Raw genomic sequence first — 24425 nt, 5'->3', positions numbered from 1 at the left:
CTTCAGTCAATTTCAGAGATCGTATCTTTGCAGTTCAATTTTTTTAAAATACATGAGAACAAAGTCAATTAAGAAAAATAAAATCAATGTTGTCACTTTAGGCTGCAGTAAAAATATTTACGATTCTGAGGTTTTAATGGGTCAGCTCAAAGCCAGCGGTAAAGATGTTGCTCACGAAACCGAAGGGGATATCGTGGTGATCAATACCTGTGGATTTATTGATAATGCCAAGGAAGAGTCTGTTAATACGATTTTAGACTACGTTCAGAAGAAAGAAAATGGTGACGTCGAGAAGGTATTTGTGACGGGTTGCTTGTCTGAGCGTTATAAACCAGATTTACAAAAAGAAATTCCGAATGTAGATCAGTACTTTGGAACGACTGAACTCCCAGCTTTGCTCAAAGCTTTGGGAGCAGATTATAAACATGAGCTTATCGGAGAGCGTTTAACAACGACCCCAAAAAACTATGCCTTTCTGAAGATTGCAGAAGGTTGTGACAGGCCATGCTCTTTTTGTGCGATTCCACTGATGCGTGGCGGACACAAATCCACCCCGATTGAAGACTTGGTCACTGAAGCTAAAAATCTTGCTAAACAAGGCGTCAAGGAACTTATTTTGATCGCTCAGGATTTGACCTACTATGGTTTAGATTTATACAAAAAAAGAAATTTAGCAGAATTACTGAAAGAACTCGTTAAAGTGGAAGGCATCGAATGGATTCGTTTGCATTATGCATTCCCCACAGGTTTTCCAACCGATGTTCTCGACGTGATAAGAGAAGAGCCAAAAGTTTGTAACTATATTGATATTCCGCTTCAGCATATTTCAGATCATTTACTGAAATCGATGCGAAGGGGAACTACACATAAGAAAACCAATGACTTGCTCTATAAATTCAGAAAAGAGGTGCCTAATATGGCCATAAGAACCACCTTGATTGTTGGTTATCCCGGGGAAACCGAAGCGGATTTTCAGGAACTGAAAGACTGGGTAAGTGAAATGCGTTTTGAGCGATTGGGTTGTTTTACTTATTCTCATGAAGAAAATACCCATGCTTATAACCTGGAAGATAATGTGCCTGAGGATGTGAAAATTCAGCGTGCAAACGAAATCATGGAGATTCAGTCTCAGATTTCCTGGGAATTGAATCAGCAGAAAATAGGAAAAAGCTTCAGATGTGTCATCGACAGAAAAGAAGGGGGTTACTTTGTGGGAAGAACAGAATATGACTCTCCGGATGTGGATAACGAAGTGTTGATAGATGCTAAAGCACACTACTTGAAGACAGGTGAATTTGCTGAAATTAAAATTACCGATGCTGGAGACTTCGATTTGTATGGAGAGCCGGTTTCTGTAGAAGCTATCCTGAATTAACTTACTGATGCTACGCTATTATGCCGGTAGTTGATAAAAAACGTCAAATCGAGTATAATTGAGATATTTTGTCAATTTTTCGACTTTAGTTTATCCTGAGCATAGTCGAAGGGCTCAGGAAGACAAAATTAAAATTCTTTAAGTCATTTTATATTGCTGGTGTAAAAGTGATTTTTCATATTAACGTATCTTTTAAAGCTTTTTGGTTAACCTCTTCTATATTTGCGTTTATTCTAAACTTTTAAAACATGGCTGACTGTTTACCTTTTCGATCCACAGGATTCTTTAGCGATCTTATTTTAGATTATATTGAAGAAAAGAAAAGTTTAAAGCCATACTACAACAGATTTCCTTCCGTTGGTAATTTTAAAAGTCAAATTGAAGAGAAAAGTAAATCTTACAGCCATGATCATCGGCCGGGTTTAGTCGAAGTGCTAAAATTACAATATGAAGCTTTATCAACTTCAGAAGCGACTCAGCATCATCTTGATTTGCTTTTGGAGCATTCCACATTTACCGTAACTACAGGTCATCAGCTGAATTTATTCACTGGTCCGCTTTACTTTTTATACAAGATTGTTTCCACAATCAACGCGGCAAAACAACTCAAAGAAAACTATCCCGATTCCAATTTTGTTCCTATTTACTGGATGGCATCTGAAGATCATGATTTTGATGAAATCAATTTTTTCAATTTCAAAGAACAGAAGCTTGAATGGAAAAGAGAAGCAGAAGGTGCGGTTGGGCATTTATCCACTTCAGGCTTGGAAGAATTAGCTCAAAGCCTAGAAAAAGAATTTGGAAAAAGCGAAAACGCAGAGTACCTGAAGGGGCTTTTTAAAGTGGCTTATTTAGAACATGAAACCTTAGCCAGTGCTACCCGATTTTTGGCTAATGAGCTGTTTGGAGATTATGGACTTGTGATCCTGGATGCTGATGATGCCAGAGTAAAATCCATGTTTTCCAGTCACATAAAAAACGACCTGCTATACCATACCGCCTTTCGTCAAACTGAAAAACAAGCGGGAAAATTAGCCGAGTTGGGCTATAATGTTCAAGTGAATCCGCGAGAGATTAACTTGTTTTATATGCATAAGGGAATCAGAAAGCGAATTGTCAAGCAAGACGATGACTATTGCGTTCTGGAGACAGAACTCCGGTTTTCTGAACAGGGAATTTTAAATTTGGTCGATGAGTACCCTGAGCGTTTTTCACCAAATGTCGTCATGCGACCTCTCTATCAAGAAGTGATTTTGCCTAATTTAGCCTACATTGGTGGAGGAGGGGAATTAGCCTATTGGCTGGAGTTAAAGTCTTTATTTGAAGCTGAAAATGTAGCCTTTCCCATGTTGATGTTGCGAAATTCAGTTTTACTCTATTCTGATAAAATATCCAGGAAGCTAAAAAAACTAGAGACTTCCATTCAGGATTTATTCCTGTCTCCTGAAGCTCTGGAAGCCAAACAAACCAAGAAAAATTCTTCCATTGAAATTGATTTCGAAAGTCAGAAAAAGCATTTAGAAAAGCAGTTTGACGATTTATATGAGCTGGCTGCCAAAACAGATCCATCATTTTACGGAGCTGTTGCTGCACAGGAGAAAAAGCAAAAGAATGGTTTGGATCATTTGGAAAAACGTTTATTAAATGCTCAGAAACGCAAACTAAAGGAGGAAAATGATCGTGTTTTGGAGCTGCAGGCCCTGTTATTTCCCAACCGATCTTTACAGGAAAGAATACTCAATTTCAGTGAAATTTATGTGGATTATGGCGATCGGCTTATTCCTGAATTAATGGAGGAATTAGATCCCTTTCAATTTGAATTTCTCTGTTTAGAATTAACTATTTACAATACAAAATCATAAGCTATGAAAAGCATGCACGCTATTGACATGGAGACTGTCGAGATGACCCTCGACATCATGAAATATGCGATCAATAGAATATCCAATACATCTCCAGAACTGGGTAAACCTAAACAAGAGCACGAGTTATTGGAGTTAGTTGGAGATACAGTTACCAAAGAAGGTATAGGTGGAGAGAAGGCTTTTCAATTGTTTCGGGATATTTTGGTTAAAGCCTCAGTTCCTGTAGATCATCCTCGTCATCTTGCGTTTGTTCCTGCAGCACCAACCCGAGCGGCAGTTTTATTTGATTTGGTGACCTCTGCGGCTAGTATTCACGGGGCTTATTGGATGACTGGTGGTGGTGGAATTTTTTGTGAAAACAGAGCTATGGAATGGCTGGTTTCTCTCACGGGAATGCCAGATGAGACATTTGGTGTGTTTACCAGTGGGGGGACAGCAGCCAATCTTTCTGCTATTGTAACCGCCCGAGAATACTGGAGATCACTCAATGACGATAATAAAAAACTCAAGGGTTTAATCATCACTTCCAGTGGAGCCCACTCTTCAGTTAAAGCGATGGCGCAGGTGATAGATGCAGACATCATTACCGTAGAAGATAGTGAAGAGTATAAACTCACCAAAGAATGTTTAGAAAGTGAAATCAAGGGTTTATCGGATTTTGACAGAAAGCGTTTGTTTGCTGTAGTAGCAACCGGAGGGACTACCAATGCGGGGATTATCGATGACCTGGAAGGTATCGCCGAGGTGACTGAAAGAGAAAAACTTTGGTTTCATGTCGATGCTGCCTATGGAGGAGCAGCTCTAGCGGCACCATCGGTAAGGCATCTTTTTAACGGTATTGAAAAAGCTGATAGTGTGACCATCGATCCGCATAAATGGATGTTTTCTCCCTACGATTGCGGGGCTATTATTTATAAAAACATGGAGTTGGCGAAGAATGCACATTCCCAGAAAGGGGCGTATTTAGATATTTTCAAAGATAAAGGGGCGCAAGGCTTCAATCCGTCGGATTACCAAATTCAATTAACCCGAAGGCTGCGTGGTTTACCTCTGTGGTTTTCGTTATCCATGCATGGTACAGATCGCTACACCACAGCTATTGAGCGAGGACTGGAACTCGCTAATAATGCAGCCAAGCAGATAAAGCAATTACCTCACGTCGAACTTATACGCGAACCTGGTCTTTCCTGTGTCTTGTTTTCAAGAATTGGCTGGACAGCAGAGGATTACAGAGAATGGACCTACAAAAATCACGATAGCGGATTTGCCCTGGTTACCCCTACCAAGTGGACTTTGGAAGAAGGTGAAATTACCTGTGCCAGATTCTGTTTTATAAATCCGGATACCACAGAGAAAGACATTAAAGAGATTTTGGAATCTATGAAATAAGTCTAACTTCTATTAATGATGTGTCTGGTTTAATTTGATTTTGCCTGAGAAAACCTAAGTTTATAGCGACACATGCTTTACAGAACAGGCTAAAAACAATGCTCCAGTTTTGACTGACTTAGAATCAAAGACTGGAGCAGCATTATGAGATAGTCGTTGTTTTAAATAGCCTAATTGGCTTTACGAATAGGGACTTCTACAAAGGTATCATCCCAGCCCATCAATAAATCAGAACCATCTTTGGTAGGTTTAAAGGTAATAGAGAAATTTTCAACCGTAGCTGCAGTATTTTTTACAGGCACAGATGTTCTTAAAAGATCCATAGAGTCATCATAATTGTAAGCTCCCCACTCATTTATCCTTTCATTGATGATAATAGTCCATTTTTCTTCTTCAGGAATGGTGTAAAGAGAGTAAGTTCCAGCTTCAACCGCTGTGCCGTTTACAAGTACATCTTCGTAAAAGGTTATCTCTGTAGCTTCGTTAGCTCCAGTTCTCCAAACTTTATTGAAGGGAACTAATTTTCCAAAAATCGCTCTATTTTTCTTTTTTGGTCTGCTGTAGATTATTCTAGCCAAAGGAGAATTATCCTGATTTCGCGTGATGACGGCATCCATTGGGCTTTTATCGATATCAGAAAAATCCTGAGCCGAAGTTGAGAACGAAGCTAATAAAAGGATTAGGCAAATTTTAAATAATTTCATGAGTCTCATTTTTTGAACAAGTTTAGTTTTAAGTTTTGTCATAATTAGTTTAATTTTTGTTAAACTAATTATTATGCTGTTGCATAAACGGGATTCTAAGCTAGAAATATAATTCTAGAGTTTCAACTACCGTTTTTAATTTTAACTACATTAAAATGGATTTAAAAGCGTTAAACAATCAAAAAAACACATCAATTCACTATATTTGTTTGTTGTTAAACTAATAATAAATCATGAGCGAAGAAGTCAAAAAACATAATTATTCGGCCGACAGTATTCAGGCTTTGGAAGGGATGGAGCACGTAAGAATGCGTCCGTCTATGTATATAGGTGATGTTGGTGAACGCGGTTTGCATCATTTGGTTTACGAAGTCGTAGATAACTCTATCGATGAAGCTATGGGCGGCTATTGTGACAAAATTGACTTAATTATAAACGAGGACGGATCACTGACGACATCAGATAACGGTCGTGGTATCCCTATCGATATTCATAAAAAAGAAGGCGTTTCTGCCCTGCAGGTGGTCATGACCAAAATTGGAGCAGGTGGTAAGTTTGATAAAGATTCCTATAAAGTGTCCGGTGGTCTCCACGGTGTGGGGGTTTCTGTAGTAAATGCACTTTCGGTAAAACTTCATGCCCGTGTCTTTAAAGATGGTAGAATCTGGGAGCAGGAGTACGAGCGCGGCAAGGCTATTTACCCTGTAAAATCGACAGGAGATACAGAACTGAACGGAACTGAAATAACCTTTAAACCGGATTTTGAAATCTTTCAGGAATCTGTTGAATTCAAATATGAAACCCTGGCCAAGCGTTTAAGAGAACTGGCTTTTCTAAACAAAGGCATCAGGATTTCACTTATCGATAAGCGTCAGGTTGATGAAAAGGGAGAGTACAGGCATGACGAGTTTTATTCCGAAGAAGGTTTAAAGGAATTTATACGATTTATTGATGCCAACCGTGATCCTATTATTTCGGAAGTGATTGCTATGGAGGGGGAGAAAAATGACATCCCTGTTGAGGTGGCAATGATCTATAATGATTCCTATGGAGAAAACCTCCATTCGTATGTCAATAATATCAATACTCACGAAGGGGGAACCCATCTTTCGGGATTTAGAAGAGGGCTTACAGCGACTTTAAAAAAGTACGCCGATAATTCCGGACTTCTGGATAAATTGAAATTTGAAATAACCGGAGATGACTTTAGAGAAGGCCTTACAGCAATCGTATCTGTAAAAGTGGCTGAGCCTCAATTTGAAGGTCAAACCAAAACTAAATTAGGAAACAGGGAAGTCACCTCAGCGGTTTCACAGGCAGTTACAGAAATGCTTGATATTTATTTGGAAGAAAACCCTAATGATGCCAAAACCATAGTTCAAAAAGTGATTTTGGCTGCTCAGGCCAGACATGCTGCTAAAAAAGCACGTGAAATGGTGCAGCGTAAAACGGTGATGAGCGGAGGTGGTTTGCCCGGTAAACTTTCCGATTGCTCAGAGACCGATCCCGGTTCCTGTGAAGTGTTCCTTGTGGAGGGAGATTCTGCGGGTGGTACCGCCAAGCAGGGCAGAGATCGTAATTTTCAGGCCATATTGCCTCTGAGAGGTAAGATTTTGAATGTTGAGAAGGCCATGCAGCATCGTGTCTTCGAAAACGAAGAGATTAAAAACATATACACAGCCCTGGGTGTTACCATCGGGACTGAAGAAGATAGTAAGGCGTTGAACCTTTCCAAATTAAGATACCATAAAGTTATCATCATGTGTGATGCCGACGTCGATGGTAGTCACATTGCTACATTAATTCTGACCTTCTTTTTCAGATATATGAAAGAGCTTATTGAAGCCAGTCATATTTATATCGCAACACCTCCTTTATACCTTATCAAAAAAGGAAGTAAAAAGCGTTATGCCTGGAATGAAAAAGAAAGAAATGAAATTGCAAACGAATATAAAGGAGGTGTGAGCGTTCAGCGTTACAAAGGTCTTGGTGAAATGAATGCTGAACAGCTTTGGGACACGACCATGAACCCGGAGAACAGAATTTTGAGACGTGTTACTATAGATGATATGGCAGAAGCCGACAGAATTTTCTCCATGCTGATGGGAGACGAAGTTCCACCTCGAAGAGAATTTATCGAGCAGAATGCAGTTTATGCAAATATTGATGCTTAATAGTTGACCATGAAAGCCCTAAAGTTCTATTTTTCGATTGGTTTGCTAATTTCATTTTTGACTTCCTATTCTCAATCTGGAATTGAAAGCTTGTTATCTGCTGGTTTAGAAGACGCAAACAGATTTACAAATGCTTACACAAAACCTGGTTCTGATGCTGTAATTTATGGGCTGAGCAATGGCTGGTATAATACAGCTAAGGTGAAAAGTCTTGGCGGTTTTGAAATTTCCATTATTGGTGGTATTTCACAAATAAGGGAAAATAATACATCCTTTGCATTAAATGAAAATGATTATAATGCTTTACGCTTTGAGTCCGGTCCGGCTATTCAGCAGGTAGGCACTGTCTTTGGGCAGAATTCACCGGATGTGAGGATGAATATTATAGAAGCCAATCAAAACATTGCGACTTTGACTTTGCCTCAAGGCTTAGCTTCAGAGAATATTGACTATTTACCTAACCTGATGTTACAGGGGAGTGTCGGTTTGTTGTTCAGTACAGAATTAAAATTGAGATTTCTGCCAGAAGTCGAAACCAAAGATGTGACCGCTCAATTTTACGGGGCTGGCTTACAACATGAATTCACCAACTGGATACCGGGTTTTAAAGTTTTGCCAATAGCTATTTCTGGATTTGTCGGTTATAATAAATTTGAAAGCGAATATAGATTTTCAGAACAATCAACATTGATTTCCGGGTCGAATCAGTCTGTTGTGACAGATATTGACTCCTGGCACTATGCTTTAGTAGCATCCACAAAACTTCCTGTAATTAATTTTTATGGAAGTATAGGGACTGTGTCGGGTTCTGCAGATACAAGATTAAAAGGTGAATATGTTATAAACACAGGAGTTTCTGAAGTAGCAGGAACGTCAATTGTAGATCCGTTGCGTACGACTTCTTCTGTCGATGGCTTTAGAGCAACGCTGGGAACCAAACTGACTTTAGCGTTTTTTAGACTTAATATCGATTATAGTTTCCAAGAATTTAATAGTTTGAATGTTGGAATCAATTTTGGAATTTAATTATTAATTATAAAATAAATTTAAGATGAAAATTACAGTAGTAGGTGCTGGTGCCGTAGGTGCTAGTTGTGCAGAGTATATCGCAATCAAGGATTTTGCTTCTGAAGTTGTGCTTTTGGATATCAAAGAAGGTGTTGCAGAAGGTAAAGCTATGGATTTAATGCAGACAGCAACGCTGAATGGATTTGATACTAAAATTACAGGAACTACAGGAGATTATACCAAAACAAAAGATTCTGAAATAGCAGTAATCACTTCGGGTATCCCAAGAAAACCAGGAATGACCAGGGAAGAATTGATCGGTATAAACGCTGGAATCGTTAAAGACGTTTCTGCACAGCTGGTAAAGCATTCACCAAATGTGACGCTTATTGTAGTGAGCAACCCGATGGATACGATGACTTATCTTGCGCATAAAGAACTGGATCTGCCTAAAAACAGAATTATCGGAATGGGAGGTGCTTTGGATAGTGCACGATTCAAGTATAGGTTGAGTGAGGCTTTGGACTGTCCCGCATCAGATGTCGATGGTATGGTTATCGGAGGTCATAGTGATACAGGTATGTTGCCTTTGACGCGTTTAGCGACAAGAAATAGTGTTCGTGTGACAGAGTTTCTGTCAGAAGAGCGACTGGCTCAGGTAAGCGAAGATACAAAAGTAGGAGGAGCAACTTTAACCAAATTATTAGGCACTAGTGCATGGTATGCACCTGGCGCTGCGGTGTCATCTCTTGTTCAGTCTATAGCCTGTGACCAGGGAAAAATGTTCCCTTGTTCGACATTGCTGGAAGGTGAATATGGTCTTAAAGATTTATGTATTGGAGTTCCGGTGATTATCGGTAAAAACGGTATAGAAAAAATCGTTGAGATAGATCTTAACGATGAGGAGAAAGCAAAATTAAAAGAAAGTGCAGAAGCTGTAAAAAAGACGAATGCGCTTTTGTAAACCTTAGAAATATTTCAATTTTCATAAACCCGACTTAGGTCGGGTTTATGTTTTTATGACAGTAATACTCATTTTTACAGGTGTAAATAAGGTTTTAAAAGTTAAAATTATCTTTATTAAAAAAATTGTCATTTCTATATCGAAAACCTATATTTGCCTGATTTTATAACAGCCACTAATAATTTAAAGAATGCAGAATAAAGGACTTATTAAGCTATTTGCTATTTTGTTTGGACTGGTAAGTATTTACCAACTCTCCTTTACATTTATAGCTAATAATGTTGAACAGGAAGCGCAAGCTTACGCCGAAAGACAAATTCCTCAAAGTGTTGAGGACTTCCCCGAAAAACGAGCAATTGTTGTAGAACAATATTTAGACTCTATTGGAAATGAGCCCATTTTTGCTGGTATAACTTACGATACAGCCAAAGACAAAGAGCTTAACAAAGGCCTTGACTTAAAAGGAGGTATAAATGTTATCCTTCAAATTTCAGTTCAGGATCTTTTAGAAGATTTAGCTAATGACTCCAAAGACCCGGCGTTTAATCAGGCTCTGGCAGAAGCTCAGGAAGCCAGAAAAAGCAGTCAGGATAGTTATTTAGAGCTGTTTTTTGAAGCATTCGACCGTAAGGAGGGTGCTAGATTAGCTTCTCCAGATATTTTCGGAACCAAAGCTCTTGCTGATGAGATCAGTTTTGATATGACCAATAGCCAGGTAAAACCTATCATCAATAGAAAAATTGATGAAAGCATTACTTCTGCTTTTGAAGTCTTGAGAGAGCGTATCGATAAGTTTGGGGTAACTCAGCCTAACATCCAGCGTTTAGGAGATTCAGGAAGAATTCTTATTGAATTACCTGGTGCAAAAGACATCAGCAGAATTCAAAATTTGCTTCAGAGTACAGCTCAACTTGAGTTTTGGGATGTGTATAAATCAAATGAATTCTCTGATTTCTTAGTCACGGCAGATGCCATTATAGCTGAAAATATCTCAGGTGAAACTGAAAAAGTTGAGGATGAAGCCGCTGCATCGACAGATCAGGATGAGGAAATAACCAAGGAAGATGATTTGGAAGATTTATTATCTACCGAGGAAGATGCAGAAGAAGACTTTTCAAAAACCAATCCTTTGCTTAGTCTTGTTCAGTCTGTTGGACAACCACAGGGTCCGGTTATCGCTTATTTTGCTATTCAAGATACAGCTAAGGTCAACAGGTACTTGTCTATGCCACAGGTGAGATCGCAGTTGCCTTCTGATAAGAAATATGCTGAATTTGTATGGGGTAAACCGCCAAAGGATTCAGAAATTATTGAACTTTATGCACTAAAAGGAAATAGAAGTGATGAACCACAGTTAAGTGGTGCTGTGATTACAGATGCGCAACAAACCTACGACCAGGTGGGCAGAGTTGCTGTAAGCATGCAAATGGATGGTCGTGGCGCAAAAATCTGGGAAGATATGACCGGAAGAGCCTCTGCACAGGGTTCTCAAATCGCTATCGTTCTAGATAATTTAGTCTATTCAGCTCCAGGCGTTTCAACAGGTGCTATTACTGGGGGGAGAAGTGAGATTACCGGACAATTTACCATTGAAGAAGCCCAGGATTTAGCTAATGTCTTAAGAGCTGGTAAGCTACCTGCTTCTGCTGATATTGTTCAAAGTGAAATCGTAGGACCTTCCTTAGGACAGGAAGCTATCGATAGTGGAATCTTATCCTTCGTGATCGCCTTGATCTTTGTGCTGGCTTACATGATTTTTTACTACGGGAAGGCTGGTCTTTATGCCGATATTGCCTTAGTAGTCAACATACTCTTCATTTTTGGCGTTTTATCCGGACTTGGAGCGGTACTGACATTACCTGGTATTGCGGGTATTGTACTTACCATAGGTATGTCTGTAGATGCGAATGTTCTTATTTTTGAAAGAATACGGGAAGAAATCGCCAAAGGAAAAACCCAGGTGGAAGCGATTAGTGATGGTTTTAAGAATGCGTTATCTTCCATTTTAGATGCCAATATCACGACAGGTCTTACAGGTCTTATCCTTTTCACGTTTGGTACCGGGCCGATTAAAGGTTTTGCAACCACCTTATTAATAGGTATTGTAACCTCTTTATTCTGTGCTATATTCTTAACCCGTTTATTTATCGCCGGTGGAGGAAAGAAAGGGAAATCACTTCCATTCTCAACAGCACTGACGAAAAAGTGGTTCCTTAATATCGATATTAACTTCCTAAAGAAACGAAAAGTTGCTTATATCATATCTGCTGTGGCTATCCTTATCAGTATTGGTTCCTTAGCTACCAAAGGCCTGAATGAGGGGGTTGATTTCGTAGGAGGCAGAAGCTTTGTCGTTAGGTTTGAGCAAGCTGTCAATCCTACCGAGGTTGAATCTATTTTGGTAGGCAATCTTCAAAGTGTTGAGGCCAAAACCTATGGATCTTCCAATCAGCTTAAGATAACAACCAACTATAAAATCGAGGAAGAAGGTACCATCATCGATGATGAAATACAAATGATTTTATACAATGATTTACAGCCTTACCTTCCAGACGGAATTGCTTTAGATGAATTCAAAGTAGGTGACAGTAGTTTGGAAAAAGAATACGGAATCATGTCCTCTATGAAAGTGAATCCTACCATTGCAGATGATATCAAGACCGCTTCATTTTACGCTGTGATAGGTTCGCTTATCGCTGTGTTTCTCTATATCCTGATAAGATTTAGAAGATGGCAATTCTCCCTAGGAGCAGTGGCGGCGGTTGTTCATGATGTGATTATAGTGTTAGGTATATTCTCCTTGTTATACAATGTCTTGCCATTTAGTTTAGAGATTGACCAGGCCTTTATCGCTGCAATTCTTACGGTGATTGGTTACTCCTTAAATGATACCGTGGTTGTATTTGACAGAATTCGTGAATTCTTCAATGATCATCCTACCTGGAAAATGGACAAATTGATCAATGTAGCGGTGAGTTCAACTATCAGCAGAACCATCAATACCTCTTTAACCACGCTCGTTGTTTTGATCGCTATATTCATTTTTGGCGGAGACAGTATCAGAGGATTTATGTTCGCCCTTATCATTGGTGTGCTAGTAGGTACCTATTCATCTGTTTTTATAGCTACTCCTGTAATGTTCGACTCGGTTAAGAAAAAAGGAATTGATCTTTCTGACAAAAAAATGGAAGACCCTGAAGGTGAAGTAAGTCTATAAAGGCGTCTAAACCTCCAACAAAAAAAATCCTGTGAATTCAATTCACAGGATTTTTTTATTTAAGCGGGTTATGGAATTTACCAGCGTATAATCACACTGCCCCAGGTAAATCCACTTCCAAAGGCGGCCAGCACAACTAAGTCACCTTTTTTGATTTTACCCTCTTCCCAGGCTTCGGTAAGCGCGATGGGGATGGAGGCCGCGGTGGTATTACCGAATTTCTGAATGTTATTGTGGACCTGACTGTCTTCCAGGCCAAGTTTCTTTTGAATAAACTGGGATATCCTTAAGTTGGCCTGATGGGGAATAAACATGTCAATATCTTCTTTTTTAAGAGCATTGAAGTCTAAGCCTTCCTGAATGACTTCAGAAAACCGGACGACCGCATTTTTAAAGACCAGCTGTCCGTTCATCTTCGGATAGTAGGGGATGTCTTCCTGTGGGTTTTCGGCTATTATTTCTGGCACCCACTTCTCTGTTGATGGCCCTCTAAGCGATAATTCATCAATATACTCTCCCTGAGAATGTAAATGAGATGATAATATTCCTGAATCATCATCACTTCTGGTCAAAATGGCAGCACCGGCACCATCACCAAAGATTACAGATACATGCCTGCTTCGTGTAGTCATATCCAGACCACCGCTGTGATTCTCACTTCCAATGACAAGTACATTTTTATACATTCCTGTTTTGATGAACTGGTCTGCCACAGAGAGTCCGTAGACAAATCCACTGCATTGATTCCTGACGTCCAATGCCGGACAGGTTTTAATACCAAGTTTTTCTTGAATTTGAACGCCACATCCAGGGAAATAATAATCCGGACTTAGGGTTGCAAAGACAATCAATTCTATATCATCTTTATCAATATCAGCTCTTTCAATGGCCTGTTTTGCAGCTTTCAGTCCCATGATGGCAGTTGAGTTGCCATCTCCTTTTTTGATGTGCCTGCGTTCCTTTATTCCTGTTCTCTCCTGGATCCACTCGTCTGTGGTGTCCATGAGCTGGCATAAATCCTCATTAGTTACCACTTGCTCGGGAACATATTTCCCTAATCCTATAATTTTAGACTGATACATTTTTTTAAGTATTTATCAATGCAAGATAAGTATTATTGCGTATTTCATAATCTTAAAAGCAAAAAGAAAACGCTCTTTTACTTAATTTCAAAGAGCGTTTTCCAACCAACCTAACCAATCATCTTAAATGCCTTACATATATTTTTTATAATCGTTGATATCGACTTTTGCTTTTAGATCATGCAGTAAATTATACAGTCCGAAAAATGTTCTGTTGATATAAAGAAAATGTTTACTTCCTCTGTTACCATTCATTTTTCTCAGCTCCTTATCACTGCTGTATTTTTCGCTTAATCCGGAAACCTTACTCCAAAATTCTTCAGCTCCAAAATCAAAGGTTTCCTTGTGAAAAGGACTCGTAAACAGACTCAACATTTCGTGAAACAAAGCGGAGAAATACTGGATTTCCTTTTCTGAATCATCAGGTCTTATAATCTCTAATTCTTTGAGTTTTTGAAGGAAAAACTCTGGATCATTGATGTTTTCGGGTTCAGCTAATTCAAAATAAGGGGTATAAAACTTATTTGGAATGTTTTTGATACATCCAAAATCAATAGCGATTAAATGCTTGTCCTTATCGATCAAAAAGTTACCCGGATGTGGATCTGCGTGCACTTCTTTCAATTTATGAAACTGGAACATATAAAAGTTCCAGAGGCTTTGACCAATTTCATTTCCAGTCTCTTCAGTAAAGTCCTGTTTTACAAACTCACTGAGATGCTTGCCTTCCATCCAGTCCATGGTAATGATACGCTCACTGGACAGATTTTCATAGTATTTTGGAAACTTAAGACCCGGAATAAGGGCGCAGGCTTCAGAAATGCGCTTACTTTGCTCAACTTCCAGGATATAATCGGTTTCTTCAATCAGCTTATCTTCTATCTCTCTGAAATATTTTTCAGAGTCTTTGCCCTTCAGGTTAAACATCCTTGTAGCTATAGGCTTTACCATTGCCAGGTCTGAACTGATGCTGTCGGCAACACCCGGGTATTGAATTTTGATAGCATATTTATTGCCATCCTTCTCGGCCCGGTGAACCTGACCAATGCTTGCTGCATTTACGGATTCTGATGTAAACTTGTCAAATATGTCTTCCGGGTATTTACCGTTGTATTTTTTGAAGGTCTTTCTTACCAGGGGTGCTGAAAGTGGGGGGACACTGAACTGCGCCAGGCTGAACTTTTCCACATAAGCACTTGGGAGTATGCTTTTTTCCATGGATAACATCTGCGCTACCTTCAGGGCACTTCCTTTGAGGTTTTTTAAACCGTCGTATATATCAGAAGCGTTTTCTTCATCCAGACTTTCTCTGGTTAGATCAGGATTAAAAGCCTTCTTAGAATAATATTTTAAATAATTCGCACCGACTTTCGTGCCAGTACCAATAAGTTTTGAGGTTCTGCTAAACTTTCCCGTTGGGATTTTATCTATTGTTTTCATCTATTACTTCATTGTTTCTTTGTAGAGAAATTTTCCAAAATCAAAAACTTTCTCCAGAGGTGTATTATCGAAGACATCGAAAATTGTATTTACTGATTTTTCTATTGCCACATCAGTCTTCTCGAAATCAGCGGATTTGTCGTCTTTCCAAAATCTGAGCAAAAACAAAAATTGAATCCAGGCGCCTTCAGAATAAATTCTTTCGTTTCGTTTTAAGAAACTGTAATTCTTTTCATCATTGTCATCTTCAATTAAATCTTTGGCAAAGGATTTAATATGTCGTCTAAGACCTTTAAGTTGTTTTAGATTATTTAGCTGACCTTCATTTTCTTCAATGACATAAAGGACATAACTTCTATTAGCTGTCAATATTTCAAAAAAGGTGTAGAAAAACGTGAGCATTTTTTCTCTGCTACTGTAATGTTCCACTTCTTCATTTTGACTCATTAAAGTATGTGCATTTTCGAAAAAGCTTTCCCAAATTTCCTCTCTTAAGGCCTCAAAATTTCCGAAATACTTATAAAAATCTTTTTCTTCAAACTTATGATCTTTAGCAAATTTGTAAACTGATTTCGGTTTATGCTCATGTTCTAAAACATGATTCATATAATATGTAATGATATCTATCTTGGATACTTTTTTTTCAGTTTTTGTCTTAGCTGCCATAATTAAAATTTTATACACAAATATAATTATTGTTTAACCTTCAAACCTCAACTTTAAACGAAATCTTTTGTTAAATGTACAGATCTCTGTCAGTTTGTCATAAACCGATATGCGGTATTCGGTTTGTTATTAATGTTTAAAATTAAATACAATTCATATGGCTACAGGTAATATTAATGTTTCGGTGGAAAACATTTTTCCACTGATCAAAAAATTTCTTTACAGCGATCACGAGATTTTTTTAAGAGAACTTATTTCCAACGCAACCGATGCGACTCTTAAAATGAATCACCTGGTGAGAATAGGTGAAGCTAAAATTGACGTAGGTCAACCTAAGATTGAAGTTAAAATAGATAAAGACAACCAAACTCTTCATATAATTGATGAAGGTGTGGGGATGACAAAGGAAGAAGTTGAAAAATACATCAATGAAGTTGCTTTTTCCGGCGCTGAAGAGTTTTTGGAAAAATACAAAGATTCTGATGCTAAGGATACAGGAATCATCGGTCACTTCGGACTCGGGTTTTATTCGGCATTTATGGTCGCTAACAAAGTTGAAATCAAGACTAAATCCTGGAAAGACGAGCCTGCTGCGCACTGGACCTGCGAAGGAACGACACAGTTCACTTTAGAAGAAGGCGATAAAACTGAAAGAGGAACTGAAATTATTCTTCACATCAATGATGATGAGAAAGAGTTTCTTGAAGAGCACAGAATCAACGAGCTTTTGGTTAAGTATAACAAGTTTATGCCAGTTCCTATCAAATTCGGAACTAAAGAAAAAGAGCTTCCAAAAGCGGAGGATGCCAAGGAAGATGAGGAACCAAAAAAGATAAAGGTTGATAATATAATCAACAATCCAGATCCGGCGTGGACTAAACAGCCAACTGAACTTGAGGAGAAAGATTATAATTCATTTTACAGAGAGTTATATCCAACTCAATTTGAAGAGCCTTTATTTCACATTCATTTGAATGTAGATTATCCGTTCAACTTGACCGGTATTTTATATTTTCCAAAATTGACAAATGACTTGTCGATTCAGAAAGATAAAATTCAGCTTTATCAGAATCAGGTATTTGTAACCGATAATGTAGAAGGGATTGTGCCAGAATTTTTGACTATGCTGAAAGGTGTTATCGATTCTCCGGATATTCCGCTCAACGTGTCTAGATCTTACTTACAGGCAGATTCTGCTGTGAAGAAGATTTCAAGTTATATCACCAGAAAGGTAGCAGATAAACTAAAGTCGCTTTTCAACGACAACAGAGAAGATTTCGAGAAGAAGTGGAATGATATCAAGGTGGTGATTGAATACGGTATGTTGTCTGAAGATAAATTTTTTGAAAAGGCTCAAAAATTTGCATTGTATCCAACCACAAACAATACGTATTTCACTTTTGATGAACTTAAAAATGAAATAACGGATCTGCAGACCGATAAGGACGGGAAGCTGGTAGTTTTATATGCTTCCAATAAAGATCAGCAACACAGTTATATCAAAAGAGCAGAAGCAAAAGGCTATAAAGTATTGCTTTTAGATTCCCCAATTGTGTCTCACTTGATTCAAAAACTGGAGCAGGAAAACGAGCAAAAGGTCTCTTTCGTGAGAGTAGACAGCGATCATGTTGAAAACTTGATCAAAAAAGAATCTGAGCAGGTTTCTAAACTTTCTGATGAAGAAAAAGAAACGGTCAAAACTAGTTTTGAAACGGTTGTACCTAAGGAAAAATACAGCGTGCAACTCGAAGCTTTAGATTCTGATACAGCTCCTGTGATGATTACTCAGCCGGAATTTATGCGTCGAATGAAAGAGATGCAGCAAACCGGTGGGGGAGGAATGTTTGGTATGGGCAATATGCCAGAGATGTATAATTTGGTTGTCAATACCAACAATCCATTGATTTCTAAAATTCTGAAAGCAAAAGAAGATTCCAAAAGAGAAACGCTGATCAAGCAAACTTTAGATTTAGCGTTGCTATCTCAAAATCTCTTAAAAGGTGAGGAGCTCACCAATTTTGTAGAAAGAAGTTTCAAACTGATCAAATAAGCAAAAGCATTATTTCGAAACACAAAACCACTTTAGCGAAGTGGTTTTGTGTTTTTATGATATTTAGAACTGACACTTCGAGCCTGCCTTCCTAAGCGGAACGCAGGCAGGCGGAGTCGAGAACCAAATACATCTCGACTTAGCTTGTCCTGAGCGAAGCCGAAAGGCTCGATGTTAAAACATGTATAAAGCGTCACTTTATATTAAATAGACTTCTAAAATTTCCAGAGGCTCAAGCTGACAAATCCTAACTTTTTAGAAGGCTTATTCAGGCTTTAACTAATCAAATATTTAAGACAACAAAACCCCAAACAAACAGGATTTCATGTTGCAAAGAAATATTAACCTAGTATCTTTGCTCAAAATCAATATCAATGATCAATATTACCTTACCAGACGGAAGTGTAAAGCAATATGAGAAGGGCACAACGCCTCTTCAGGTTGCTTTAAGCATAAGTTCAGGCTTAGCCAGAAATGTGATTTCAGCAAAATTTAATGATACTATTGTTGAAACCACGACTCCTCTTCAAGACGATGGTAATTTGGTGCTATTGACTTTCAATGATGACGAGGGCAAGCAGGCTTTTTGGCACTCCACCTCGCACCTGATGGCGCAAGCGCTCTTAAAATTATATCCGGATGTTCATCTCACCATTGGACCCTCTATTGAAAATGGATTTTATTATGATGTGGATCTTAACGGGGAGCTTATTTCTGAAAATGATTTTCCTAAGATTGAAGCTAAGATGTTGGAGCTCGCCAGAGGCAAGCATGATTTTGAAATGCGTGAAGTGACGAAATCTGAAGCTTTAGAGTATTACAAATCCAAAAACAACCCTTTTAAAGTTGAGTTGATAGAGAATCTTGAAGAGGGCACGATTACATTTTGTGATCATGATGACTTTACTGATTTATGCAGAGGCGGACATATTCCAAACACAGGTTTTATAAAGGCTGTAAAGCTGATGAATATCGCTGGAGCCTACTGGAGAGGTGATGAGAATAATCCACAGTTGACCCGGATTTATGGAATATCATTTCCTAAACAAAAAGAATTAAAGGAGTATCTCGCGCTGCTTGAAGAAGCCAAAAAACGCGATCATAGAAAACTGGGGAAAGAATTAAAATTATTTACATTTTCTCAGAAGGTGGGGCAGGGTCTGCCGCTTTGGTTGCCAAAAGGAGCGGCGCTTAGAGACCGTCTCGAGAAATTTATGAAAGACGCTCAGGAAGCAGCAGGCTATCAGCCCGTGGTTTCTCCGCATATTGGTCAGAAAGAATTATATATGACTTCTGGACATTATCAAAAATATGGAGAGGATAGTTTCCAGCCTATCAAAACACCTCAGGATGGAGAAGAGTACCTTTTAAAACCGATGAATTGTCCACATCACTGTGAGATTTTCAATTCACAGGCCTGGAGTTACCGGGATTTGCCACAGCGTTATGCAGAATTTGGTACGGTCTACCGTTATGAGCAAAGTGGAGAGCTTCATGGACTGACCAGAGTTAGAGGTTTTACCCAGGATGATGCCCATATTTTCTGCATGCCTGAACAGCTGGATGAAGAATTCAAAAAAGTAATCGATTTGGTTCTGTATGTATTTGGTGCCTTAGGCTTCGAAAACTTTACAGCTCAGGTTTCGTTGAGAGATCCTGAAAATCCTTCAAAATATATCGGTTCCGATGAAAACTGGACAAAAGCAGAAGCGGCCATTTTAAATGCAGCCGAAGAAAAAGGGCTTAATTATAAAGTAGAAACCGGCGAAGCTGCTTTCTACGGACCAAAACTGGATTTTATGGTCAAAGATGCCTTGGGGAGACAATGGCAGCTGGGAACTATCCAGGTGGATTATAATCTTCCGGAGCGATTTGAACTGGAATACAAGGGAAGTGACAATGAAATGCACAGACCAGTGATGATCCATAGAGCGCCATTTGGCAGCTTAGAACGCTTTATAGCGATTTTGCTTGAACATACAGGAGGGAATTTCCCTTTATGGTTAATGCCAGAACAAGCTATTATCCTATCAATCAGTGAGAAATATGAAAATTATTCTAAAAAAGTTTTAAGTTTACTGAAAAAACACGAAATTCGCGCCATATTCGACAATCGAGGTGAAACCATGGGTAAGAAAATCCGTGAAGCTGAGATGAATAAAATTCCTTATATGCTGATCATAGGGGAAGCGGAAGTTGAAAACGAAACCGTTTCCGTAAGAAAGCATGGGGGAGATGATCTGGGAGAAATGCCCATAGAAAGTTTTGCCAAGATCTTACAAGTCGAAACCGATAAAGAAGTATATAAATTTGAAGTTTAATTAAAAAATAGATAGCCATAGCAATACGTAGAAAAAAATCAAGACAGGCCCCGAGGCAGATTAAAGAAAACCCTCACAAGATCAACGAGAAGATAAGAGCTCCAAAGGTTCGTGTCGTTGGTGAGAATGTTAAAGTAGATATTTATTCACTCAAAGAAGCTTTGGCCATGGCCGAAGAACAGGAGCTGGATTTAGTAGAGATATCTCCTAAGGCAGATCCTCCTGTTTGTAAAGTTATGGATTACAAGAAATTCTTGTACGAACAGAAAAAGAGAGAAAAACAGCTCAAACAAAAAACGACTCAGGTCGTGGTTAAAGAAATTCGTTTTGGTCCCAATACAGATGACCATGATTACGAATTCAAAAAGAAAAATGCAGAGAAGTTTCTTAAAGATGGTGCCAAGCTAAAAGCTTTTGTCTTCTTTAAAGGGCGTTCTATAGTCTTTAAAGATAAAGGGCAGATCTTGCTTTTAAGATTAGCTCAGGATCTAGAAGATATAGCTAAAGTAGAGCAGATGCCAAAATTGGAGGGTAAAAGAATGATTATGATTCTTGCTCCGGTTTCCAAAAAATAATTGCGATAATCCTAAATACATTCAGATGCCTAAAATGAAAACCAAGTCGAGTGCTAAAAAGCGTTTCAAACTTACCGGAACAGGTAAAATAAAGCGTAAACATGCATTCAAAAGTCACATTTTGACCAAAAAGTCAAAAAAGAGAAAATTGAAGCTAACTCATAGCGGTCTAGTAGACAAAGCCGATGAGCACAGCATCAAAACTCAATTACGCTTAAAATAAGCAAACAAGGTTAATTATTAATCCATGGAGTTAGGCTCATAAAATGTTACTCGTAACTGCCTGCTACAAAAAACTTTAAAATATGCCAAGATCAACAAATTCTGTCGCTTCCAGAGCCAGACGTAAAAAAATAATGAAGCAAGCTAAAGGTTATTTCGGACGTCGTAAAAACGTTTGGACAGTAGCCAAAAATGCAGTCGAAAAAGCAATGTTATATGCTTACAGAGACCGCAAGACCAAGAAAAGAAATTTCAGGTCACTTTGGATCATAAGAATTAATGCAGCTGCGAGATTACATGGTTTATCCTATTCTCAGTTTATGGGAAAAGTGAAAGCTCACAACATCGAATTGAATAGAAAAGTCCTTGCGGATTTAGCTATGAACAATCCAGAAGCTTTTAAAGCCGTAGTCGACAAAGTCAAATAAATTCTAACTTATTATCGCAATTGAAAAGCACCTGTTTAGATAAACAGGTGCTTTTTATTTTTAATCAGTCTAATAATGTATTATAGGGATTTACTCAATTTTTAACAGAATTACTTTTGCTTCTCTTTATATTGGTAAAAAAATTGAAATAATCTTTAAAACTTAATCATATGGCTATTAGATTCGCGAATAATTGCAGCAATTGTAAAAATTTAATTGAAGGGACGTTCTGCAGTAAGCATGAGGTTTTGGTGTCTCAAAAATATACCTGCGATTTATTTGATATGAAAGCAGAACTTAAGAATGAAAGAAGCTGTTCGAATTGTGAAAAGCATGGCACTTCAACTTGTGCACATCCTACCAAAGCGGCTCCCGGAATGTTATGTTCTTCCTGGGCACCGACAGCATAATTCAGTAAAAAGCATTGAACTTATACCAGCAGATCACTTTCTGCTGGTATTTTTTTTAGTTTATTTATGAAAGACCAATTACACAGAGCCCTGGATGTTGACACTATTCCCGAACGCATTGTATGCCTGGTGCCGAGTCTTACCGAAATGCTGGTTGACTTAGGAGTGAAGCATAAACTGCTGGGCGTCACAAAATTTTGTGTGCATCCTCAGGATATACGAACCCATGCCGAGGTCATCGGGGGTACTAAAAACATCAAACACGATTCCATACAGGCGCTAAGTCCTGATTTTATTTTAGCCAATAAGGAAGAAAATGAGTTGGAGGATATAGAACAGTTATCTGAATCTCATCCTGTATATGTCAGTGATATTAATTCTATTGAAGATTTACTTCAGTTGATTCGAGACCTGGGGGAACTCTTTTCTATACCGGAAAGGTCCAGTCAGCTTGCGGATGACATCCAAACCAGCTTTATCAAGTTCAGCAGAGAAACCCGGCATCAGCCAACATTGAAAGTAGCTTATTTCATATGGAGAGATCCCTGGATGGTTGTCGGTTCGTCTACTTTTATCGATTATATGCTGAAACTGAACAATTTTGATAATGTGTATGATGACTCGGCACGCTATCCTGAAGTGGATATCCATCAATTAAAGCCAGTGGATTACATCTTTCTTTCCTCGGAGCCCTTTCCCTTTAAAGACCAGCATAAAAAGGAGTTTGAAATGAATCCTGATCAGATCCACATTGTAGATGGGGAATATTTCAGCTGGTATGGGTCAAGGTTGCTCAAAGCTTTTGATTACTTCGGTCAGCTTAGGGACAAATTATAAAGTTTTGCTAGGATTCGGAGACTTTATTCCAGTAATCAGATATCTGTGTATATTTGCGAAAATTAAAGCTTGATACACCATTCCATTTATATTCATAAATCATCCCAGGACTGGGTGACTTTTGTACATGGTGCTGGTGGAAGCTCTTCGATATGGTTTAAGCAGTTGAGAGCCTTTAAGTCTCAATTTAATGTTTTGCTTCTCGACCTGAGAGGGCATGGGAATTCCAACCCTAAGCTTCAGGATTCCCTGGATGAAAACTACACGTTTGACGCAATCACCAACGATATCATTGAAGTTTTGGATGTCAATAACATTCGAAAGTCCCATTTTGTAGGGATTTCTCTAGGAACAATCCTGATCAGAAATTTAGCAGAGAATTACCCGGAACGGGTTTCCAGCATGATTATGGGTGGGGCGATTATGAAAATGAACGTCAGATCTCGATTTCTGATGAATGTGGGTGTTATATTCAAGTCAGTTGTTCCTTATATGATTTTGTATAAGCTGTTTGCGTTTATTATTATGCCCAGGAAAAACCATAAGAAATCCAGGAATCTTTTTGTGAATGAGGCTAAAAAACTATACCAGAAAGAATTTATTCGCTGGTTTAAACTGACTTCCGAAATCAATCCCTTACTGAAATTCTTTAGGCAGAAAGCTATTGATATTCCTTCGTTATACATGATGGGTGAACAGGATTATTTGTTTTTACCAGCAGTGAGGAAAATTTCTGAAACCCACAAAGAAGCCAAGTTATTTGTTTTAAAAAATTGCGGCCATGTTGTAAATGTAGAGCAGCCCACTATATTTAATACACAGGTTATAAATTTCATCAAAAGTTTACAGCATCAGTCTTATCCGCTTAAGACCTGCTAATCTTGTAAGGCGAACACTCGTCTCATCAATTCTGTAGATCTTTCATTTAAGTCATTTCTGATCTGTATTTCTTCCAATTCTATCATTTTATAAACCCCTTGTAAAGCTTCATTGGTGACATAGTCAGTCAGATTAGGATTCACCTTATCGGTGAATGGAATTTGATTATACTGAGTTATCAAATTATCCCAAATTTGATCGGCACCCACTTTTTGAAAGTTTTCTTGAACGATGGGCTTAAATTTTTGATACAGTTCAGTTCTTGTTCTTTCTCTTAAATAAGCTGTTGCTGCTGTTTTGTCTCCTAAAACTATTTGTCTGGCATCTTCAAAACTCATGTCTTGAATGGCGCTCAAAAAAATGGGGGTAGCTTCTTTTACAGCTTCCTGAGCAGTTTCATTAAGAGCTTTAATACCTTGATCTGCCAGGTTATCAAGGCCAAAGCTTCGCATTGTACTTTCTATCGTGGACAATTCTTCCGGGAGTCCGATCCTGACGAGAGCATTGTTATAAAAGCCGTTCTCTTCAGTTAATTTTGAAACCTGCTCTTTTACACCTTTTGATAAAGCCTGCTGTAAACCATTTGCAATCTGCTGCTCGCTCAGCATTCCGGACTTTGCAATTTCCCTTGAAATTTGTCCGAGTTCTGCACAGGAAGAAACAAAAAAAGCAATTATGACTAATAAAATGGAAGGTTTCATGGAATTTATTTTGCATTAAATCTCAATATACGATGTTTAAAGCCGTTATCCATCCAACTTTTCGTTATTCTAAGCTTAAATCCTCAGCTTTAAATTGAATATTTCGTAATTTCACGCC

20 protein-coding genes are annotated in these 24425 nt (G+C 38.4%); 15 read left to right on the top strand and 5 right to left on the bottom strand.

Annotated elements, in window-relative coordinates; translation table 11 throughout:
• Window positions 1–52 precede the first annotated feature (52 nt).
• The 3 genes from rimO to BLP81_RS06705 all read left to right on the top strand — a co-directional run bounded on the left by rimO (window position 53) and on the right by BLP81_RS06705 (window position 4629).
• Window positions 53–1375, top strand: coding sequence for a 30S ribosomal protein S12 methylthiotransferase RimO (gene rimO / locus BLP81_RS06715; protein ID WP_093367460.1), 1323 nt, complete (start codon window positions 53–55; stop codon window positions 1373–1375).
• Between the two features lie 248 nt (window positions 1376–1623).
• Window positions 1624–3237, top strand: coding sequence for a bacillithiol biosynthesis cysteine-adding enzyme BshC (gene bshC / locus BLP81_RS06710; RefSeq protein WP_093367458.1), 1614 nt, complete (start codon window positions 1624–1626; stop codon window positions 3235–3237).
• A gap of 3 nt (window positions 3238–3240) precedes the next feature.
• Entirely contained in the window at window positions 3241–4629 is a 1389-nt protein-coding gene (locus BLP81_RS06705; RefSeq protein ID WP_093367455.1) for a pyridoxal phosphate-dependent decarboxylase family protein, read from the top strand.
• 170 nt (window positions 4630–4799) lie between these two features.
• On the opposite strand, the gene BLP81_RS06700 is transcribed toward BLP81_RS06705, so the two are convergent.
• Window positions 4800–5333: a DUF2911 domain-containing protein gene (locus BLP81_RS06700; protein ID WP_093367633.1), complete on the bottom strand. Its 534-nt coding sequence runs from the start codon at window positions 5331–5333 to the stop codon at window positions 4800–4802.
• A 233-nt stretch (window positions 5334–5566) separates the two neighbouring features.
• Here BLP81_RS06700 and gyrB point away from each other — a divergent pair, with 233 nt between their 5' ends.
• From gyrB to secDF, 4 genes are all read left to right on the top strand, one after another.
• On the top strand, window positions 5567–7507 hold the full coding sequence (gene gyrB / locus BLP81_RS06695) for a DNA topoisomerase (ATP-hydrolyzing) subunit B (protein WP_093367452.1): 1941 nt from the start codon (window positions 5567–5569) through the stop codon (window positions 7505–7507).
• Window positions 7508–7516: 9 nt separating this feature from the next.
• Window positions 7517–8533 (top strand): DUF6588 family protein, encoded by a 1017-nt coding sequence (locus BLP81_RS06690; protein WP_093367449.1) that lies wholly within the window; start codon window positions 7517–7519, stop codon window positions 8531–8533.
• Between the two features lie 25 nt (window positions 8534–8558).
• On the top strand, window positions 8559–9479 hold the full coding sequence (locus tag BLP81_RS06685; RefSeq protein WP_093367446.1) for a malate dehydrogenase: 921 nt from the start codon (window positions 8559–8561) through the stop codon (window positions 9477–9479).
• A 190-nt stretch (window positions 9480–9669) separates the two neighbouring features.
• On the top strand, window positions 9670–12696 hold the full coding sequence (secDF, locus tag BLP81_RS06680) for a protein translocase subunit SecDF (protein ID WP_093367443.1): 3027 nt from the start codon (window positions 9670–9672) through the stop codon (window positions 12694–12696).
• Window positions 12697–12773: 77 nt separating this feature from the next.
• On the opposite strand, the gene BLP81_RS06675 is transcribed toward secDF, so the two are convergent.
• The 3 genes from BLP81_RS06675 to BLP81_RS06665 all read right to left on the bottom strand — a co-directional run bounded on the left by BLP81_RS06675 (window position 12774) and on the right by BLP81_RS06665 (window position 15884).
• Entirely contained in the window at window positions 12774–13778 is a 1005-nt protein-coding gene (locus BLP81_RS06675; RefSeq protein ID WP_093367440.1) for a 3-oxoacyl-ACP synthase III family protein, read from the bottom strand.
• A 132-nt stretch (window positions 13779–13910) separates the two neighbouring features.
• A complete protein-coding gene (locus tag BLP81_RS06670) occupies window positions 13911–15218 on the bottom strand; it encodes an ABC1 kinase family protein (RefSeq protein WP_093367437.1) in 1308 nt (435 codons plus the stop codon).
• 3 nt (window positions 15219–15221) lie between these two features.
• Window positions 15222–15884, bottom strand: a complete 663-nt coding sequence (locus BLP81_RS06665) for a TetR/AcrR family transcriptional regulator (RefSeq protein WP_093367434.1) — start codon at window positions 15882–15884, stop codon at window positions 15222–15224.
• A gap of 157 nt (window positions 15885–16041) precedes the next feature.
• Between BLP81_RS06665 and htpG the strand changes: the two genes are divergently transcribed.
• The 8 genes from htpG (at window position 16042) to BLP81_RS06625 (ending at window position 23606) form a co-directional block, all read left to right on the top strand.
• On the top strand, window positions 16042–17934 hold the full coding sequence (gene htpG, locus BLP81_RS06660) for a molecular chaperone HtpG (protein ID WP_093367431.1): 1893 nt from the start codon (window positions 16042–16044) through the stop codon (window positions 17932–17934).
• A 374-nt stretch (window positions 17935–18308) separates the two neighbouring features.
• Window positions 18309–20255 (top strand): threonine--tRNA ligase, encoded by a 1947-nt coding sequence (gene thrS, locus BLP81_RS06655; RefSeq protein ID WP_093367428.1) that lies wholly within the window; start codon window positions 18309–18311, stop codon window positions 20253–20255.
• A gap of 59 nt (window positions 20256–20314) precedes the next feature.
• Window positions 20315–20830, top strand: coding sequence for a translation initiation factor IF-3 (infC, locus tag BLP81_RS06650; protein WP_262501428.1), 516 nt, complete (start codon window positions 20315–20317; stop codon window positions 20828–20830).
• 25 nt (window positions 20831–20855) lie between these two features.
• Window positions 20856–21053 carry a 50S ribosomal protein L35 gene (gene rpmI, locus BLP81_RS06645; protein WP_093367423.1) on the top strand — a complete coding sequence of 66 codons (198 nt, stop codon included), beginning with the start codon at window positions 20856–20858 and terminating at the stop codon, window positions 21051–21053.
• Between the two features lie 82 nt (window positions 21054–21135).
• Complete coding sequence (rplT, locus tag BLP81_RS06640) at window positions 21136–21480, top strand: 50S ribosomal protein L20 (protein WP_093367421.1); 345 nt, start codon at window positions 21136–21138, stop codon at window positions 21478–21480.
• Between the two features lie 170 nt (window positions 21481–21650).
• On the top strand, window positions 21651–21890 hold the full coding sequence (locus BLP81_RS06635) for a hypothetical protein (protein WP_093367419.1): 240 nt from the start codon (window positions 21651–21653) through the stop codon (window positions 21888–21890).
• A 66-nt stretch (window positions 21891–21956) separates the two neighbouring features.
• Window positions 21957–22727, top strand: coding sequence for an ABC transporter substrate-binding protein (locus tag BLP81_RS06630; RefSeq protein WP_093367416.1), 771 nt, complete (start codon window positions 21957–21959; stop codon window positions 22725–22727).
• Between the two features lie 69 nt (window positions 22728–22796).
• Window positions 22797–23606 carry an alpha/beta fold hydrolase gene (locus BLP81_RS06625; protein WP_093367414.1) on the top strand — a complete coding sequence of 270 codons (810 nt, stop codon included), beginning with the start codon at window positions 22797–22799 and terminating at the stop codon, window positions 23604–23606.
• On the opposite strand, the gene BLP81_RS06620 is transcribed toward BLP81_RS06625, so the two are convergent.
• Window positions 23603–24307 (bottom strand): DUF4197 domain-containing protein, encoded by a 705-nt coding sequence (locus BLP81_RS06620; protein WP_093367411.1) that lies wholly within the window; start codon window positions 24305–24307, stop codon window positions 23603–23605. The genes BLP81_RS06625 and BLP81_RS06620 overlap by 4 nt on opposite strands.
• Between the last annotated feature and the right edge of the window lie 118 nt (window positions 24308–24425).

The organism is Psychroflexus sediminis, assembly GCF_900099815.1.
Lineage (GTDB): Bacteria > Bacteroidota > Bacteroidia > Flavobacteriales > Flavobacteriaceae > Psychroflexus > Psychroflexus sediminis.
The sequence above is the reverse complement of the archived record's forward strand: the minus strand, read 5'-3'. Positions and strand labels throughout refer to the sequence as shown.

Bases quoted from the DNA above. Each gene is read 5' to 3' on its own strand.
- BLP81_RS06685 (WP_093367446.1), top strand. From the start codon at position 8,559: ATGAAAATTACAGTAGTAGGTGCTGGTGCCGTAGGTGCTAGTTGTGCA.
- BLP81_RS06675 (WP_093367440.1), bottom strand. From the start codon at position 13,778: ATGTATCAGTCTAAAATTATAGGATTAGGGAAATATGTTCCCGAGCAA.
- gyrB (WP_093367452.1), top strand. From the start codon at position 5,567: ATGAGCGAAGAAGTCAAAAAACATAATTATTCGGCCGACAGTATTCAG.
- BLP81_RS06705 (WP_093367455.1), top strand. From the start codon at position 3,241: ATGAAAAGCATGCACGCTATTGACATGGAGACTGTCGAGATGACCCTC.
- secDF (WP_093367443.1), top strand. From the start codon at position 9,670: ATGCAGAATAAAGGACTTATTAAGCTATTTGCTATTTTGTTTGGACTG.
- rpmI (WP_093367423.1), top strand. From the start codon at position 20,856: ATGCCTAAAATGAAAACCAAGTCGAGTGCTAAAAAGCGTTTCAAACTT.
- bshC (WP_093367458.1), top strand. From the start codon at position 1,624: ATGGCTGACTGTTTACCTTTTCGATCCACAGGATTCTTTAGCGATCTT.
- BLP81_RS06690 (WP_093367449.1), top strand. From the start codon at position 7,517: ATGAAAGCCCTAAAGTTCTATTTTTCGATTGGTTTGCTAATTTCATTT.
- BLP81_RS06630 (WP_093367416.1), top strand. From the start codon at position 21,957: ATGAAAGACCAATTACACAGAGCCCTGGATGTTGACACTATTCCCGAA.
- BLP81_RS06665 (WP_093367434.1), bottom strand. From the start codon at position 15,884: ATGGCAGCTAAGACAAAAACTGAAAAAAAAGTATCCAAGATAGATATC.
- thrS (WP_093367428.1), top strand. From the start codon at position 18,309: ATGATCAATATTACCTTACCAGACGGAAGTGTAAAGCAATATGAGAAG.
- rplT (WP_093367421.1), top strand. From the start codon at position 21,136: ATGCCAAGATCAACAAATTCTGTCGCTTCCAGAGCCAGACGTAAAAAA.
- htpG (WP_093367431.1), top strand. From the start codon at position 16,042: ATGGCTACAGGTAATATTAATGTTTCGGTGGAAAACATTTTTCCACTG.
- rimO (WP_093367460.1), top strand. From the start codon at position 53: ATGAGAACAAAGTCAATTAAGAAAAATAAAATCAATGTTGTCACTTTA.
- BLP81_RS06620 (WP_093367411.1), bottom strand. From the start codon at position 24,307: ATGAAACCTTCCATTTTATTAGTCATAATTGCTTTTTTTGTTTCTTCC.
- BLP81_RS06670 (WP_093367437.1), bottom strand. From the start codon at position 15,218: ATGAAAACAATAGATAAAATCCCAACGGGAAAGTTTAGCAGAACCTCA.
- BLP81_RS06635 (WP_093367419.1), top strand. From the start codon at position 21,651: ATGGCTATTAGATTCGCGAATAATTGCAGCAATTGTAAAAATTTAATT.
- BLP81_RS06700 (WP_093367633.1), bottom strand. From the start codon at position 5,333: ATGAAATTATTTAAAATTTGCCTAATCCTTTTATTAGCTTCGTTCTCA.